This is a genomic window from Lentzea sp. NPDC036955, from assembly GCF_055608005.1.
The window spans coordinates 1-16437 of record NZ_JBVJRC010000013.1 but is presented as its reverse complement, the minus strand read 5'-3'; the positions used below and the strand labels follow the sequence as shown (position 1 = coordinate 16437).

At 72.0% G+C, this 16437-nt stretch carries 13 protein-coding genes; 6 read left to right on the top strand and 7 right to left on the bottom strand.

What is annotated here, in order from left to right; all coding sequences use genetic code 11:
- Positions 1 to 55: 55 nt before the first annotated feature.
- A complete protein-coding gene (locus tag ACZ7CF_RS36390; protein ID WP_470371904.1) occupies positions 56 to 2878 on the bottom strand; it encodes an ATP-binding protein in 2823 nt (940 codons plus the stop codon).
- 239 nt (positions 2879 to 3117) lie between these two features.
- On the opposite strand from ACZ7CF_RS36390, the gene ACZ7CF_RS36385 reads away from it, so the two are divergent.
- Together ACZ7CF_RS36385 and ACZ7CF_RS36380 are read left to right on the top strand one after the other, a co-directional pair.
- Positions 3118 to 4668: a S8 family peptidase gene (locus ACZ7CF_RS36385; protein ID WP_360396543.1), complete on the top strand. Its 1551-nt coding sequence runs from the start codon at positions 3118 to 3120 to the stop codon at positions 4666 to 4668.
- A 58-nt stretch (positions 4669 to 4726) separates the two neighbouring features.
- A complete protein-coding gene (locus tag ACZ7CF_RS36380) occupies positions 4727 to 6184 on the top strand; it encodes a trypsin-like serine protease (protein ID WP_458432177.1) in 1458 nt (485 codons plus the stop codon).
- 103 nt (positions 6185 to 6287) lie between these two features.
- Here the strand turns inward: ACZ7CF_RS36380 and ACZ7CF_RS36375 are convergent, their stop codons facing one another.
- The 4 genes from ACZ7CF_RS36375 to ACZ7CF_RS36360 all read right to left on the bottom strand — a co-directional run bounded on the left by ACZ7CF_RS36375 (position 6288) and on the right by ACZ7CF_RS36360 (position 11571).
- Complete coding sequence (locus ACZ7CF_RS36375; RefSeq protein ID WP_360396547.1) at positions 6288 to 7394, bottom strand: pectate lyase family protein; 1107 nt, start codon at positions 7392 to 7394, stop codon at positions 6288 to 6290.
- 253 nt (positions 7395 to 7647) lie between these two features.
- Positions 7648 to 9618, bottom strand: coding sequence for an ABC transporter ATP-binding protein (locus ACZ7CF_RS36370; RefSeq protein WP_470372017.1), 1971 nt, complete (start codon positions 9616 to 9618; stop codon positions 7648 to 7650).
- Positions 9618 to 10196 carry a TetR/AcrR family transcriptional regulator gene (locus ACZ7CF_RS36365; protein WP_360396883.1) on the bottom strand — a complete coding sequence of 193 codons (579 nt, stop codon included), beginning with the start codon at positions 10194 to 10196 and terminating at the stop codon, positions 9618 to 9620. The genes ACZ7CF_RS36370 and ACZ7CF_RS36365 overlap by 1 nt, the downstream gene beginning before the upstream one ends.
- Before the next feature lie 241 nt (positions 10197 to 10437).
- Positions 10438 to 11571, bottom strand: coding sequence for an epoxide hydrolase family protein (locus tag ACZ7CF_RS36360; protein WP_360396549.1), 1134 nt, complete (start codon positions 11569 to 11571; stop codon positions 10438 to 10440).
- A 74-nt stretch (positions 11572 to 11645) separates the two neighbouring features.
- Between ACZ7CF_RS36360 and ACZ7CF_RS36355 the strand changes: the two genes are divergently transcribed.
- Both ACZ7CF_RS36355 and ACZ7CF_RS36350 read left to right on the top strand, forming a co-directional pair.
- Positions 11646 to 12275: a TetR/AcrR family transcriptional regulator gene (locus ACZ7CF_RS36355; RefSeq protein WP_470371903.1), complete on the top strand. Its 630-nt coding sequence runs from the start codon at positions 11646 to 11648 to the stop codon at positions 12273 to 12275.
- On the top strand, positions 12272 to 12679 hold the full coding sequence (locus ACZ7CF_RS36350) for a PPOX class F420-dependent oxidoreductase (RefSeq protein WP_360396553.1): 408 nt from the start codon (positions 12272 to 12274) through the stop codon (positions 12677 to 12679). Before ACZ7CF_RS36355 ends, ACZ7CF_RS36350 begins: the two co-directional genes overlap by 4 nt.
- Here the strand turns inward: ACZ7CF_RS36350 and ACZ7CF_RS36345 are convergent, their stop codons facing one another.
- The gene (locus ACZ7CF_RS36345; RefSeq protein WP_470371902.1) at positions 12680 to 13381 is read right to left on the bottom strand and encodes an SDR family NAD(P)-dependent oxidoreductase; all 702 of its coding nucleotides are present in this window, start codon (positions 13379 to 13381) and stop codon (positions 12680 to 12682) included.
- A gap of 105 nt (positions 13382 to 13486) precedes the next feature.
- Between ACZ7CF_RS36345 and ACZ7CF_RS36340 the strand changes: the two genes are divergently transcribed.
- A complete protein-coding gene (locus ACZ7CF_RS36340) occupies positions 13487 to 14353 on the top strand; it encodes a helix-turn-helix domain-containing protein (protein WP_470371901.1) in 867 nt (288 codons plus the stop codon).
- Positions 14354 to 14363: 10 nt separating this feature from the next.
- Here ACZ7CF_RS36340 and ACZ7CF_RS36335 read toward each other — a convergent pair whose 3' ends face one another.
- The gene (locus ACZ7CF_RS36335) at positions 14364 to 15989 is read right to left on the bottom strand and encodes a hypothetical protein (RefSeq protein ID WP_470371900.1); all 1626 of its coding nucleotides are present in this window, start codon (positions 15987 to 15989) and stop codon (positions 14364 to 14366) included.
- A gap of 32 nt (positions 15990 to 16021) precedes the next feature.
- Here ACZ7CF_RS36335 and ACZ7CF_RS36330 point away from each other — a divergent pair.
- On the top strand, positions 16022 to 16437 hold a 416-nt coding region (locus ACZ7CF_RS36330; RefSeq protein WP_470371899.1), incomplete at its 3' end, for an MIP/aquaporin family protein.

Here is a 16437-nt window from a genome sequence, read left to right as displayed (position 1 = left end):
GCAACCGCGACCACGTGCGGTGGCTGGTCGACGGCCGGCTCGGGTGACGTCGTGCTCAGCCGAGCCGGACGTCGTGCCGGGAACGGGCGTTGAGCTTGCGGCGGACCTTGACGACGTACTCCTCGACCGTGCGGCGGGAGAGGAACAGGGCCTGGGCGATCTCCCGGTTGGTGTGGCCGCCCGCCAGGAGGCGGGCTACGTCCTGCTCGCGCGGGGAGAGGTCGTCGCCGTAGCCGCGTCGCCCCCGGTGGGACGGGGTGGTCGCGCCGGTGCTGCGGATGCGGTGGCGGCAGCGCGCGGCGTCGACCGTCGCCCCCAGCGACTCGTAGGACCGGGCGAGGGCGTCGAGCACGCCGGCCGGGGGAGTGTCGCCCTCGGCCTGCTCGGCGAGCTGGGTGACCCGGTAGGGCAGACCCAGCTCCCGGTGCAGGTCGATCGCCTCGCGGTAAAGGTGATCTGCCTCGGCGCGGTCCCCGGCCGCGGAGGCGAGTCGCGCCCGGCACGCGGTCAGCGCCGCCTGGGCCAGTGGAGCGTCGGCACCTCGCAGGCCGGCGGTGGTCTCCGCGACGAGCAGCCGCGCGGTGTCGACGCGGCCGAGGGCCAGCAGGCAGTCCACGGCCTGGGGCAGGACGTCGCCCGACCACACCCACGCGTCCTTGCTCCGCAGCATCTCCACCCCGCGCTCGACGTGCGCCTCCGCCGCGGCGGCCTGGCCCCGGCTGAGCAGCATCCCCGCCATGCCGCCCGCCGCCGAGATGCCCACCGGGAAGACCGGGGCGCCTGAGTGCGAACCCGCCGCCAGGAAGGCCTCCTCGGCCCGCACCCACTCACCCCTGGCCGTCGCCAGCCAGCCGCGCGTGAGGTTCAGGTCGGTGGCGAGCAGCAGGTTCGCATAGGTGCCGAGCAGGTGGTCGATCCGCTGTCCCAGCCCCGACCACCGCCCGCTGAGCCAGTCGAGCCGGGACTCGGTGGCCTCGGCGGTGCCGACGACGTAGGAGGCACCGGCCCGCTCGGCCAGGTCGAACCCGTGGCGCAGGAACTCCCGTGCCCGCGAGTAGTACCCGATCCACGAGCACGCGTCCGCCACGTTGCAGTGCGCCCTGGCCAACTGGTGAACCTCTTCGGGATCGTGCACCTCCGCCGGGGAGGGCAGCTGGGCGATGCGCTCCCAGGTGCTCGGGTCACCGGCGATGAGCCGCCCGCCGAGCGTGGTGGCCAGGACGGCGATGCGCAGGGCCGGGGTGGGCAGGTGGTCGACGACCCCCTCCACCCGGCTGAGCGAGGCGCGGTGCTCGGTGATGGACCCCGTCCCCAGGTACGGGCCCGCCGCGGCCGCCATGCCGCGCACGGTGCGTTCCGGTTGCCCGCCGAGCAGGTCGAGGGCGCGGGCGATCTCCTCGGCACCCCGGTCCACCTTCCCGGTCTCGCGCTGCAGCAGCAGTCCGAACCACAGGTGCACCTCGCCCCGGACGTCCGGGTCCAGCCGGTGGTCCGACAGCAGGGCCTCGACCCGCGCGGTCACCACTCCGCCGGGCAGTCCGGTCAGGGCGTAGCCGCACATCCTGGTGGCCAGCCGGTTGGCGTCCCGCGCGCTGGTCCCCGGGTCGGCCAGCACCTCCGAGAGCAGGCCGACCGCGGTGGGCACGTCCTCGACCTCCTCGGCGGCGAGGTCGCCGAAGCGCAGCCACTCGTCCCTCATGCCCGCCGCCTTGGCGTGCACGGCCAGGCGGACAGCCGGCGCGTTGTCCAGTGCGGAGAGCACCGCCACCGCGCGTTCGTGCAGCTCCCGCCTGCGGGGACCGGGCAGCGAAGCGCACACCGCGCGCCGGGCGGTGTTGCACCGGAAGCCGAACCTGTTCGCGGTTCCCTCCACCAACACCCCGGACTCCACCAGCGCGACGAGGTGCTCCGTCGCCGTCTCGCCCGCCACCGCGCAGAGGACGTCCGCGGTCTCCGGCACGCCCAGCACCGCGGCGGCCTCGGCCAGCGATCGGGCGGCGCCGGACAGGGCGCCCAGCCGCTCCCGAACCGCATCCGCCACGAGGACCGGCACGTCGAGTCCGGCCACGACCTCCTGCGCGAGATCGCCTTCCGCGCGCACATCGCGCACCGGGTCGCGCAGGGCGCGAACCGTTTCCTCCACCACGAACGGAATTCCGGCCGTCTCGCGCAGGACGGCGTCGGCGAACGCCGCCGAGGTGATCTCGGCCCCCACGAGCGCATCGGCCATGGTCCGCACGTCCACCGCGTCGAAGGGGCGCAGGACCAGGTCGAGCCCGTGCGGGACGTGCACGACCTGGCCGAGCGGAGCCGCGGTGGGCAGGTCCTCGCGGCGGTAGGTGACCACCACCGACAGGTCCGGCGGCGGGGTGCCCAGCACGAACCGCAGCACCCGGCGGGTCTCCTCGTCCGCCCAGTGCAGGTCCTCCAGCACGAGGACGGTCGGCCCCAGGCAGCGGAGCAGCTCCCGCACCGCGCGGAAGACCCGGTGCCGCTCAGCCGCGGGATCGGGCAGGGGACGCGGCGCGGGCGGCAGCAGGTCGGCGAGCTCGGGCAGGTGGTCGCGCAGCGCGCCGGTGACGGGACCGGGATCGGCCAGCCGGTCACCGCACCGGCTGAGGCAGTCCAGGAGCACCCCGTACGGGAACGGCTCCGGCAGCGGCTGGCACGCACCCACGACCACCCGCGCGTCCCCGTCCCAGACCGCGGCGAACTCGGCCACCAGCCGCGTCTTGCCCACCCCGGCCTGGCCCTCCACGAAGACAACGGCCGGCGCGTGCCGCACGGCGTCGAGCAGGGCGGCCAGCTCCGCGTCCCGGCCGACCAGCGGTACCGACCCGGACCGGACGGAGAGCGGGCGCACCCCACCACGTCCCATGCCTGCTCGCTCCTGTCGACGGCCCACCCGCAGCGGAACTCCCGCCAGGCTAGGTCGGTCGAGCGGGCACGGTAAACCCCGCGAAATAGAACGCCGTCGACCACGTGTCTTTTCCCGTACCCCTACGGGTCCCAGCCACACTTGTTCACCCCGTCGCCCAGGCCGAATGGTGGTTGCCGAGCGGCCCGACGTCTCGAGCCCCTGCCAGCGGCCGCTCGAAACGCGCGATGGAGGAACAGATGCAAGAGCGCAGAAAGCGGTGGGCGGCAAGCCTGGTCACGGTCGTGGTCGCCACCGCCACCGTGGCGGCCACGGCGGGCCAAGCCGTGGCGCAGCAGCCGGAAGCCGCTGTCGCCCAAGCCGAACGGCACCACCCCGGGCAGTACGTGGTGGTGCTCAAGGCCGAGGCCCGCGCGGCTGCCGGGGGCCAGGCCGAGGCGCTCACCCGGCGCTACGGTGGCCGCGTGACCGACACGTACTCGGTCACCCTGAACGGTTTCGCGGTCCGCGACCTGTCCGAGCAGCAGGCACGGCGGCTGGCGGCCGACCCGTCGGTCAGGTCCGTGCACCAGGACGGCACCAGCAGGGCCACCGGCGAGCAGCCGAACCCGCCGTCGTGGGGGCTGGACCAGGTCGACCAGCGCACCACCGCCCTGGACAAGAAGTACGCCTACCCCAACGAGGGCGAGGGCGTGACCGCCTACGTCATCGACTCCGGGATCAGCGTCCAGCACCCCGAGTTCGAGGGCAGGGCGAGTCACGGCTACGACCTGCTCGACAACGACGCCGACGCGAGTGACTGCTACTGGCACGGCTCGCACGTGGCCGGGACGATCGCGGGCAAGACCGTGGGCGTGGCGAAGAAGGCCAAGGTCGTGGCCGTGCGCTCGCTTGACTGCCGGGGCTCCGGCCCGGACTCGGTCACCGTCAGCGCCATGGAGTGGGTGGCCAAGAACGCGGTGAAGCCCGCCGTGGTGAACCTGAGCCTGGGCATGGACGTCCTCGGCGTCGGTGACGAGCAGGTCAAGGCGATGGTGGCCAAGGGGCTCGTGGTGGTGGTCTCCGCCGGCAACAACGGCGAGGACGCGTGCGGGGTCAGCCCGGCCCGCGTCCCCGAGGCGCTCACGGTCGGCTGGTTCAACAAGGACCGCACGCGCGGCGGGAACTACGGTCGCTGCGTCGACCTGTTCGCTCCGGGTGGCAACATCCACTCCAGCGACAACGCCGGGTCCTTCCGCACCGCCAGCGGCACCTCGATGGCCTCACCGCACGTGGCGGGCGCCGCCGCGCTGTACCTGTCGGCCCACCCCGGCGCGACCCCGCAGCAGGTCGGCGATGCGCTGGTGCGCAGCGCCACCCCCGACCTGGTCAGCAATCCCGGGACCGGCTCGCCCAACAGGCTGCTCTTCGTCGGTGACGTCGGCGGCGGCACCCCGCCCCGGTGCGGAGCCAGGAGCAACGACGAGGACGTGGCGATCCCCGACGCGGGTACCGCGGTCGGCACCTCGGTGACCCAGGACTCCTGTGACGGCAAGGCTTCTGCCGCGCTGTCGGTCCGGGTCGACATCGACCACGGCTACACCGGGGACCTCGCCATCGGTCTCGTCGGACCGAGCGGGACGGCCTACCCGCTCCAGCGCGCCGGTGGTGTCGGCGAGTCCGGCGGCGTGCACCGCAGCTTCACCGTCGACGCCTCGCGCGAGGAGGCCAACGGCACCTGGCGGCTCCTGGTGACCGACACCTACCGGTTCGACACCGGCACGCTCACCGGCTGGTCCATCACGTTCTGACCGAAGTGGACGGACAACGCCCTCCGGCTCCACCACACCCCTGCACCGAAGGAACACGATGAGAACACCACGCTTCGCAGCGGTACTCACCCTGGCACTGGCCGCGGTGACCATGCCCGTCGTCACCGCGGCGGGCGCCACGCCCGCCGGCGGGACCAGCACCGCGGCGACCCCGACCGACCAGCTGCGCCCCGGTGGCGCCGGAGCCCTGATCGTCAACGGGGAACGCACCACCGTGAAGGAACACCCGTTCGTCATCGCCGGCATGCGCGTCGGTGGCAACGGCCCGCAGGGGCAGTCCTGCACCGCCTCGGTGGTCGGCAAGCGCAAGATCCTCACCGCGGCGCACTGCATGGTCGACGCCACCGGCGCCAAGAGCTACGTCTACGGCGACGACGACCTGAACACCCCTGGCGACGAGACGTTCCGCACCGCCGTCGAGTCGTTCAAGACCCACCCCGGCTACACCGGCTCCGGCGGCTGGCGCACCGGTTACGACGTCGCCGTCGTCACCACGGCCGACGACCTGCCGGTCCCGCAGAGCCAGTGGGCCGCGGTGGCCGGCTCGGGGGACAGCGCCCTCACCCGGCCCGGCGGGTCCGGCTTCTCCCTGGGCTACGGCAAGACCTCCTCGGCCGGCGGGTCCGGCGAGCTGCGCAAGACCACCCTGCCGGTCAACGACCCCGCGGGCTGCCAGGTCTTCGACATCAGGGTCAACGGCGACCTGATGGTGTGCACCGGCTACGACGACGGGCGCACCGCCAACTGCTCGGGTGACAGCGGCGGTCCGTTCATCGTGGACGGCGTGATCGTCGGCGTCTCGTCGTGGGGTGCCAGCGGCTGCAACCGCTACAGCATCATGGCGCGGCTGACCAACTCCATGGGCGACTGGGCCAAGGGCGAGATCGGCGGTGGTACCCAGCCCGGCAGGTTCGCGGTGGCGTTGTCGCCGTCCTCCGGCAAGGCCGAGCCCGGCAAGCACGTCTCCACCAGCGTCACCACCACGGCAGGCGACCAGGGCCCGGAGAAGCTGGAGCTGAGCGCGTCCGCCCTGCCTGCGGGAACGACGGCCACGTTCCAGCCCGCGGCCGTCAACTCCGGTGAGGTGGCCAAGCTGACCCTCGCGACCTCGGCCACCACCCCGGCGGGCACGTACAAGGTCACCGTCACGGCCAAGGGCACCGCGGAGTCCAGGACCGCCGAGTACACGCTCACCGTCGGCAGCGGCACCGTGAACGGCCCCACGCCCTCGGTGTCGCCGAACTCCGGCAGCGTCCCGCCAGGCGGCTACGCCACCGCGACGGTCACCGTCACCGGTGGCACGGGCACCATCCGGCTCACCGGCGCCGGCCTGCCCAACGCGCCGATGTTCACCCCGCAGACCGTCAACCCGGGCGGCACCACCCGGATGACGCTGATGGGCCCGTACCAGCGCGGCACCTACAGGGTGACCGTCACGGCGACGGACAGCGCGGGCAAGACCGGAACCGCGGAGTACACCCTCACCGTTCGCTGATCTCCCCACGGGGAAAGGTCTTGCGAACACGGGAGCCCGTGACGGCCTGTGCCGCCACGGGCTCCCCTCGTCGAACAGGATCTCGCTCAGTCCGTGCGGAGTTCTACTGGCAGCTGCCGTTCGACTCCGCCAGACCCGTTCCCGAGCCCGCCGTGCGGCTCACGACACCCGGAACGCAGGTGGCCTGGTCGAGGGTGAAGGCGTAGGGCACGGAGACGGTCGTCGTGGACTTGACGTCGGGCCCGGCGGGCCTGTGGTCGCTGCTCGGGGCGGACCACGTCACGGTGTCGAAGACGTTGCCGCTGACCTGCCAGTAACCGGCCTCCGTGGTGTAGAAGGTGCCGAGGACGTCGCGGGAGTTCTTGAAGTAGTTGTTGTCCACCTTGGCCTTGGCGCCGGCCCGGGAGTTGATGCCGGACTCGTTCAAGCTCACGTAGTGGTTGTTGTACATGTGGGCGATGCCGCCGCGCAGCAAAGGCGCCCGGGAGTCGATGTTCTGGTACAGGTTGTGGTGGTAGGTGATGAACCCGTTCGAGCGGTCGCTCTCGCTGGACCCGACCAGACCGCCGCGACCGGAGTTGCGCAGGGTGCTGTAGGACAGGGTCACGTACTGGGTGTTGTTCTTCATGTCGAACAGGCCGTCGTAGCCCTCCGACTCGCCACCCGAGGCCAGGAGGTCGACGTGGTCGACCCAGACGTTGCGGACGTTGCTCTCCATCCCGATGGCGTCGCCGCCGTTCGAGGTGGGGGAGCCCGACTTCTTGACGTTCCTGACCGTCACGTTCCGGATGATGATGTTGCGGGACTCGCGGATGTGGATGCCCAGCTGGTCGAAGACGGCTCCGCTGCCGACGCCGATGATGGTGACGTTGCTGATCCGCTTGAGCTCGATCACGCCGGCGGCGGTCTCGCAGCTGCTGCCGGAGACCTTGGCGGTGTTGCCGTGGTTGATCGTGCCCGACACCTCGATGACGATCGGCGTGCTGCTGCTCGCGCGGCCGCACAGGGCCTGGTGGATCTGGGTTCCCGTGGTGGCCCGGACCGTCGCCCCTCCCTGTCCGCCGGTGGTCCCGCCGTTCTGGGAGGCGTAGCCGGTCGCGGTGCCGGCGGCCGCCGACGCCGGTGACGTCACCAGCACCGCGCCGGTCGAGGTCGCGACGGCCACCGCGGCCACGACAGCGGAGATCCGCCGTGCGACTGGTCGTTTCATTTGTCCTCCTGCGTCTTCGAAGATCGGACGAATTCATCGAAATGACGCTGATCGCTATGGCGGTGGGAGTCAGCGTAGCTGGCGGCGCTTTTGTCGAGTATTGCGCAACAACGCGTGCTGAGCAATAAAATTCACGGTCATGAACTCGAAGCCCTAGTCGTGCGGGTCGTCCGGATGATTCATGAATATGAACGATTCGATTTTCCGCAGCCTGGAGGACGTGATTTCGCCTGTTCGAATCGAACAGGACGCGCTATTCGACGCGTGCGCCCGGCACCTCGTCCAGGTACGCCTTGGCCTGCAACGTGAACAGCTCGGCGTACCCGGCCCCGGCCGCCATCAGCTCCTCGTGCGTCCCGTACTCGGCGACCTTCCCGTGCTCCAGCAGCAGGATCCGCTCCGCCTGCCGCACGGTGGAGAACCGGTGCGAGATGTAGAGGGTCGTGCGACCTTGCGAGAGCTCCCGCAGGCGGGCGAACAGGTCGTGCTCGGCCTGCGCGTCCAGTGCGGAAGTCGGCTCGTCCAGCACCAGGATCGGTGCCTCCCGCTGGAACGCCCTGGCCAGCGCGATCTTCTGCCACTCGCCGCCGGACAGGCTGACGCCCTGGTCGAACCAGCGGCCGAGGGGGCTGTCGTAGCCCTGCGGCAGCCGTTCGATGCGCTCGTCGGCACCGGCGCGGCGGGCCGAGTTCTCGATGTGGGGCCGGTCTTCGAGCCGGACGAGGTCGCCGAGGCCGATGTTCTCCGCGGCGGTGCCCTGGTAGGTCACGTAGTCCTGGAACATCGCGCTGACGCGGGTGCGCAGCTCGACCGGGTCGTACTCGCGGATGTCGACGCCGTCGAGCAGGATGCGGCCGCCGGTCGGGTCGTAAAGGCGGCACAGCAGCTTGAACAACGTCGACTTGCCCGCGCCGTTGCGGCCGACCACCGCCACCGTCTCGCCGGGGCGGATCTCGAAGCTCACGTCGTCGAGCGCGGGTTCCCCCGCGCCGGGGTAGCTGAAGGTCACCGAGTCGAACTCGATGTGCCCCTCCACGGTGGACGGCATCGGCCGCGGAGCCGGTGGGGCGGTGATCTCCGGCTTGGTGTCTAGGAACCGGTACAGCGTGTCGAGGTAGAGGTTGTTCTCGTACATCCCCGAGAACGCCGTGAACAGCCCCGAGACCGACGCCTGCACCGACGCCGCCGCGGCCGTGTACAGCGCCAGGTCGCCCAGGGTGAGCCGGCCGCCGACCGCTTCCAGCGCGATGTACAGCGTGATCGCCGAGCCCGCGAGGGTGCTCAGCAGGCCCCAGGACGTCGAGCTGACGTTGCGGTTGACCGTGAGCTTGCGCTGCCGCTCGTAGGAGACGGTGCCGAGCCGGCGGAACCGGTCGACGAAGTACGGGCCGAGCCCGAACAGCTTCGTCTCCTTGGCGTAGGTGTCGGTCGTGACCAGCGAGGACAGGTAGTCCATCCGGCGCTTGATCGGCGACATCATGAAGGTCAGCCAGAACGCGCGCGATCCGTACCTCGACTGCGAGATGAACGCCGGGATCGGCGCCAGCAGCGCGACCAGCGCCAGCAGGGGGCTGATCGACACGAGCAACGCGATCATGCTGCCGAACGTGATCAGCGTCCGCAGCAGCCCCAGCGCGGAGTTCATCATCGACAACGGCCGGGTGGGCGCCTCCTGCGCGGCCTGGCGCAGCATGTCGTACGACGCGGAGCCCTCGAAGTAGGCGAGGTGCAGGTCGCTGGCGTGGGTCATGACCCGGTGGCGGATGGTCAGCGTCATGCGTTCCTGCAGCAGCGACTGCGCGATCGACGTCAGCGCGCTGCTGACCGCGGTCGCGGCGAGCACGCCGAACTGGAGTGCCGCGACCTTCGCGATGTCCCCGGTGGTGCCGGTGTGCTGGATCGCCGCGACGACGGAGTCCAGCAGCAGCTTCGCGATGTAGGCGGTCGCGGTCGGCAGCAGCCCGGACAGCAGCGTGATCAGCGTCAGCACGACCGTCAGGACCGGGCTGGCCTGCCACGTCAGCTTCGCGACCTTCGGCAGGCCGCGGACGGTGCCCGCCACGGACGTCCTGACCCGCCTGAGGCGGGAGCGCAGGTCCTTCGGTTGTGGCTCCGGTGTCGGTTCGGGGATGTCGACCGGTCCGGTGAGCCCGCTGTCCGGAACGGTCGTGGGAGCGCGCCTGCGGCCACGCCGGCCCAGCAGGAACTCCACGCCGCCCGGCATCATGCGGCCTCCACGGCGCCGTGCAGGAAGAAGTCGACCACCTGGCGCGTGGTGGGCGCGTCGACGTCGGAGGCCAGCCTGCGGCCGCCGAACAGCAGGGTCAGGAACAGGGCGGCGAGCTGGTCGGGTGGCAGGCGCAACCGGTCGGTGTCGGGCACGAACAGCTCGACCACGGCCTCCCGGATCGCGATCATCGACTCGTGCCGCCGGCTCCTGCCGCCGTGCTCCCCGCGGCGGTGGTCGCGGTGCTTGGGGCGGCCGGACGCGCGCAGCGCCCCCATGAGCGCGCCCATCCGCTCGAGGTGCGCGCCGAGCGCTTCTGCCGCCTCGACGAGGCGGTCTTCCAGCGGCTGGTCGAGGGGGATCTCGGCGATGGCGTCGAGCACGTGGTCGGGCTTGAGCGCCTCGGCCGTGCAGGCGTCGAACAGCTCGTCCTTGTCCTTGAACGCGCGGAAGACGGTGCCCTCGCCGATGCCGGCGGCGCGGGCGATCTGGCTGCTCGTGACGTTCGTGCCGTGCTCGACCAGCAGCGGCAGCACGGCGTGCACGATCATGGCGCGGCGGTCCTCCGCGCTCATGCCCGGCGCTCGCCGCCGGGCCTCGGATGTCGGTGTCATGCGCCCAGCATGCGGAGTGAGTGCTCACTCCGTCAAGCGGGTTCGCCAGGAGCGGACCGGCCGATCTCGCACGAGTGGTACCTGGTCGCGGTCGAAGCCGGGTTCAACCTGTGGCGCGGGGGAGCGGGCAACGCCATCGAGAGCTCCTCGGTCTCCGTGGACGACCGGGAACCCCGGTGAGCTGCCGAGCCGAGCTGCGTGGTCAGCGCAGCGACCGGAACGTCGTCCGGATCTCCTCGGTGAGGACGCGCGGCTGTTCGAGGGCCGCGAAGTGGCCGCCGCGCTCCAGCTGGGCGTGGTGCAGCACCGTCGTGTACCGCCGCTCCACCCACCGCCGCGACGCCTGCACCGCCTCACCGGGGAAGATGCTGAACCCGGCGGGCACGGGGTTGGGTTCCTGGGCGCCGCCGCCGGTCCTGGCCTCCTCCCAGTAGAGGCGCGCGGACGACGCGGCGGCGTTGGGCAGCCAGTAGAGCATGATGTCGTCGAGGATCTCGTCGCGGTCGATGACGTCCTCGGGGTTGCCGTCGCTGTCGGTGACGTCCTGGAAGAGCGTGTAGATCCAGGCCGCGAGGCCGGCCGGTGAGTCCGCGAGCGAGTAGCCGATCGTCTGCGGGCGGGTGGCCTGTTCGCGGGCGTACGCGCTGAGCTCGTCCTGGTAGCGCTGGGCGCGGGCCACCATCCGCTGCTCCTCCTCGGTCGCCTCGGCCAGTTCGGCGGCGGTGGGGAACACCAGGGGTAGGTTGAAGTGCACGCCCCGGCACCGTTCGGGTGCCCTGCGGGTCAGTTGCTCGACCACGGCCGCACCCCAGTCGCCGCCCTGCGCGAACCAGGTGTCGTGACCCAGCCGCAGCATGAGGGTGGTCCACGCGTCGGCGACGCGGGCGGCGGTCCAGCCGGTCGTGGTCGGTTTGCCGGAGAACCCGAAGCCCGGCATCGACGGGATCACGACGTGGAACGCGTCGCGGGCGTCGCCGCCGTGGGCGACCGGGTCCGTCAGCGGGCCGACCAGGTGCCGGAACTCCAGGACCGAACCGGGCCAGCCGTGGCACAGCAGCAACGGCACCGCGTCCGGCTCGGCCGAGCGGACGTGCAGGAAGTGGACGTCGACGCCGTCGATGGTGGTGCGGGACGAGCCGAGGTCGTTGAGGACCTGCTCGGCCCGCCGCCAGTCGTAGCCGGTGGCCCAGTGCTCGCACAGGGCGCGGATGCGGTCGAGCTGCGGACCCTGGCTGCCGTCGGTGACGGTCTCGCGGTCGGGCCACCGGGTGGCGGTCAGGCGGGCGCGCAGGTCCAGCAGGTCGGCTTCGGGGACGGCGATCGGGAACGGCTCCATGGCACGAGCGTAACCTAGAAGTGGAAGAAATCTTCAACTTGGAATTTCTCTTCCACTTGTCTAGGGTTCGGTGCGTGACCGGACCTCCTCCCTTGCGGCGCGATGCCGAGCGCAACCGCCAGCTGCTGCTGCGCACGGCGTACGAGCTGATGGCCACCCAAGGACTTGACGTGTCCTATGAGGACATCGCGCGGGCCGCAGGCACCGGGATGGGCACGGTGTACCGCCGCTTCCCCGAGCGCCAGGACCTGCTGGACGCCCTCTTCAGCGACCACGTCGACACGGTGGTCGGCTTCGCGGAGGAGGCCGCCGAGCACGAGGACGCACTGGCGGGGCTCGCCTGGTTCCTCGAACGGCAGCTGGAGGTCGAGGCGCAGAGCCGCGGCCTGGGGGAGCTGCTGCGCGGCCGCGACCAGGCCACGGCGCTGGTGCAGCGGGCGCACGACCGGATGACCCCGCTGGTGGCCGGCCTGGTCGACCGGGCCGTCCGCGCGGGTCAGCTCCCCGCCGGTGCGACGCCCGCCGACTTCGCCGCGGTGCACGTGATGGTCGGCAGCGTCATGGACGCCACCCGCACCCGCGCACCCGGCCTGTGGCGCCGTTCCCTGCGGATCGCCCTGGCCGGCCTGCGCCACGCCGACCTCTCCGGCGACGCCCCGGACGAGGCGCTCATCGGCCACCTCTACAACGACCAGAAGAGATGAAGGCCCTCACCATGACGGCACTGCCCGCCGACCTGATCGCCGTGCTCGACGCCAAGGCGATCTGCTTCGTCACCACGCTCATGCCCGACGGCTCACCGCAGATCTCCCAGACCTGGGTGGGCACCGACGGCGACCACGTGCTGATCAACACGGTCGACACCCACCAGAAGACCCGCAACCTCCGCCGCGACCCGCGCATCGCGATCGGCATCGCCGACCCGGCCGCGCCCTCCCGGTACTGGGCGCTGCGCGGCAGCGTCGTGGACATCACCGCCGACGGCGCGCGCGAACACATCGACGAGCTGTCGCAGAAGTACCTCGGGCGGCCCTACCCGGGCTTCGGCGGCGGCGAGCAGCAGCGCGTCGTCCTCACGGTGAAGGTCGACCGCATGCACACGCCCTGATCAGGACCAGGCGAGCTCGCCCTCGCGGGACACGAACCGGCCTGTGTCCGCCCCGCGGCCCTCGGTGGCGAGCGCGACGATCGCATCCGTGCCCTCGGTGACCGTCTGGAAGCCGCTGTGCCCGTTGAGGTCCGTCGCGGTGTAGCCGGGGTCGGCCGCGTTGACGCGGATGCCCGGCAAGCCCTTGGCGTACTGCGTGGTCAACATCGTCAGCGCCGCCTTCGAGGCGGCGTAGAACGGTGCGACCACGCCCGACTCGGGGCGGCCGGGGTCGTGGGTGAGGGCGAGGGAACCCATGCCGCTACTGACGTTGACGACGACCGGGTCGTCGGAGCGGCGCAGCAGCGGCAGGAACGCGTGCGTCGTGCGCACGACGCCGAGCACGTTGACCTCGAAGACGGCGAGGGCGTCGGCGGCGGTCAGGTCGCCCAGCTCCCCTCCGAGGGGGCCGTGCACGCCGGCGTTGTTGATCAGGACGTCGATGCGGCCCTCGTGGTCGCAGACGTCGGCGGCCGCAGCGGCCACTGACGCGTCGTCGGTCACGTCGATCGGGACGAACCGCGCGCCGAGCGCCGCGGCGGCCTCCTCGCCCCGCTCCCGGTCGCGGGCACCGACCAGGACGGTGTGGCCGAGCCCGGCGAGGCGGCGGGCGGTCTCGCGGCCGAGACCCTTGTTGGCCCCGGTGATGAAGGTGATCGTCATGAGAACGATCGTGAGCGCCGGCGCGGCCGTGGACCAGGACCGGCCCGGCGGTAGGAACAGCAGTACCACCCTCCCACCCGGACAACGGACGCCGCGGGCAGCAGGATGGACGTCGTGACGACCTCCGGCACCGGACTCGGTGCGATGATCCGGACCTGGCGGGACCGGCTGTCCCCGGCGGCCGCCGGGATCGGCACGGCGCGCGGGCGGCGTGCGGCGGGGCTGCGGCGCGAGGAGCTGGCCGACCTGGCTGGCGTCTCGGTCGACTACGTCGTGCGGTTGGAACAGGGGCGGGCCACGGCCCCCTCCGCGTCGGTGGTGGCATCGCTGGCGCGTGCTCTGCAACTCTCCACCGCCGAGCGGGACCACCTGTACCGGCTGGCCCTGCTCGTGCCGCCGGCCGAGGGGACCATCTCCGACCACGTCCCGCCGGGGATGCAGCGGGTGCTGGCCCGCCTCGGCGACGTGGCCGCCGCCGTCTTCGCGGCGGACTGGCAGCTGGTGTGGTGGAACCGCGGGTGGGCGGCGCTGCTGGGCGACCCGGCCCTCTCCCCGCCCCGGTCGCGCAACTTCGCCCGCGACCGGTTCGCCGCCGACGGCGGCCCCGCCCACCTCGCGCGGTGGCCGGTGACCGAGGCGGACCGCGCCGCCACCGACGCCGCCGTCGTCTCCGACCTGCGCCGCGCGACCGGCCGGTTCCCGCGGGACCGCCGCCTGGCCGCGCTCGTCCGGGAGCTGACCGCGGGCAACGAGACGTTCGCGCGGCTGTGGGCCACCGGGGCGGTCGCCGCGCACCGCGAGGACCACAAGACGATCCACCACCCGTCGGTGGGCCCGGTCGAGGTCGACTGCGACGTCCTGGGCGACGGCGACACCGAGCTCAAGATCGTCGTCATGACGGCGGTGCCCGGCAGCGCGGACGAGACCAAGTTCCAGCTCGCCACCGTCACCGGCGCACCCACCGCCGTCTGACGGGCGTGCGTCAGTCGTCCGACGCCGCCCAGCCGAGCTCCTCCAGCAACGGCAGGGGCACCGTGGAGTACTCCGGGAACCGGTGGTATGGCTTGACCATCGGGCGGAAGCGCTCCGGCAACCCGCCCGACCGGGCCAGGGCGGCCAGTGCAGTGCCGATGCGTTCACCGGGGACGTTGAACGCCAGGTCGTGACCGTCCAGTTCGGACACCCGAGGCAGCCACCCGTCCAGGAACGCCTCCATCCGTGGGCGGTGGCCGGCGAGTGCGTCGGCGAAGACCGAGGACAGCGCGAGCGTGACGGCGGAGTCGTGGCGGTCGCCGCGGAAGTGGCGCACGGTCAGACTGATCGACTCGTTCGTGCTGTCCGGCCCGCGCTGGGCGAACACCTCGCCGAGCGCGGCCCACGCATCGACCTCGGCCAGGGCGGTGAGGGCGGACTCCCGGTCGCCGCGGGCGAGCAGGGTGTCCTCCAGCACGAACCACAGCGGACCCAGGGAGGTGCGCCGGGTCAGCTCGCCGGTCGCGGTGCCGAGCAGCCGCTGCGCCGCGGCGACCGTTCCCGGGACGTCGACCCACAGGTAGTCGACGTCGGCACCGGTGATCGTCTGCGGTGAGGAGCGGAGCGCGGTCTCCAGGGTCGTGCGCTGGGCCGCGGTCAGCTCCTCCGGCGCCAGCGCGCGGTAGCCGTCCCCGCTGCCGCGGAACTGGCGCGCCATCCGTTCGAGCAGCCGGGCGTGCAACGTCGGACGGCTGCCCTCGGGCGCGGTCAGCAGCCCGTCGTCGTCCGTGCCGAAGGTCCACGCCGCCGCGGCCAGCTCGCCGAGGTCACCCGTCCACGTGTCGTGCACCGGGTACTCGCCCTGTGCGAGGTGGTGCAGCAACGCCCGCGTGCCGTCGTCGGCGAAACCCGAGTAGACCAGGCACGCTGCTGCGGCACCGCGCACGTGCAACGACGGGCTGGTCGTCATCAGATCCCGTGCCGCGGCGACGTGGTCCACCCTCGCGTCGGTGCGTCGCGCGCTGCCGGGCGTGACTCCGTTGTCGCGCGCGGCCAGGAAACCGTGGGCCAGGCAGAGTCCCGCGGACGCGTCGGGTGTCAGGGCGGGCAGCCTCTCCGGCTCCCGGCCCAGCAGCACCAGCAGCCGCAGCGCCTCGTCGTCACCGGTGCGGGTCCACATCGCCTCGACGTCGGCGGCGAACTCCGCGACCAGCCCCGCGTACTCGCTCGTGGCCTTGGCGACGTCGTCCGGCCGGGCCACGAAGTGCGTCTCGCCGACCGCGATCCTGGCCAGGAACAGCGGTGCCAGCTCGTTGTCCTGGTGCAGCAGCTCGGCCAGGAACGGGATCGCGGCCTCGGACGCCGTGTAGACCGACCCCTGGTGCGTGGTGGCCGAGTAGAGGCCGTACACGCCGAAGTTCCGGTCGCCGTCGTCGTCGCTCGTGATCGCCTCGATGAACAACGGCGTGTCGGCGGCCGTGCCGTAGGCGTCCTCCAGGGCCGCCCAGTCCACGTCGGCCAACCCAGGGGGAGGCGTCGTGCGGCCGCGCAACGGCGGCCGTTCCGCGTCGTCCCCGTCCTCGTGCTCGCCGAGGTCCGGCGGTGCGAAGGCGGGCAGCGCAGCAGCGTCGAACATGGTCCGTCCTGCCAGGTCAGAGGGAGGCCAGCGTGGGTCTCGGGACAGTGTTCCTCAGCGAGGTGCTCGGTACGGGCATCCTGCTGTTGCTGGGTGCGGGCGTGGTGGCCAACGTGCTGCTCGCCAAGTCGAAGGGGTTCGACGGCGGCTGGCTGTTGATCAACTTCGGGTGGGGTCTCGCGGTCTTCGCCGGTGTGTACATCGCGTACAAGTCGGGGGCGCACCTCAACCCCGCCGTGACGGTCGGCATCCTCACCAGCGGTGCGGCCGAGTTCGCGCCCGGTGTGCCGGTCGGCGTCGGCTCGACGCTCGTCTACTTCGCCGGCGAGATGCTCGGCGCGTTCCTCGGTGCTGTCCTCGCGTGGCTGGCCTACAAGCCGCACTTCGACGAGACGCCCGACGAGGGCCTCAAGCTGGCCGTCTTCTCCACGGGCCCGGCGATCCGCAG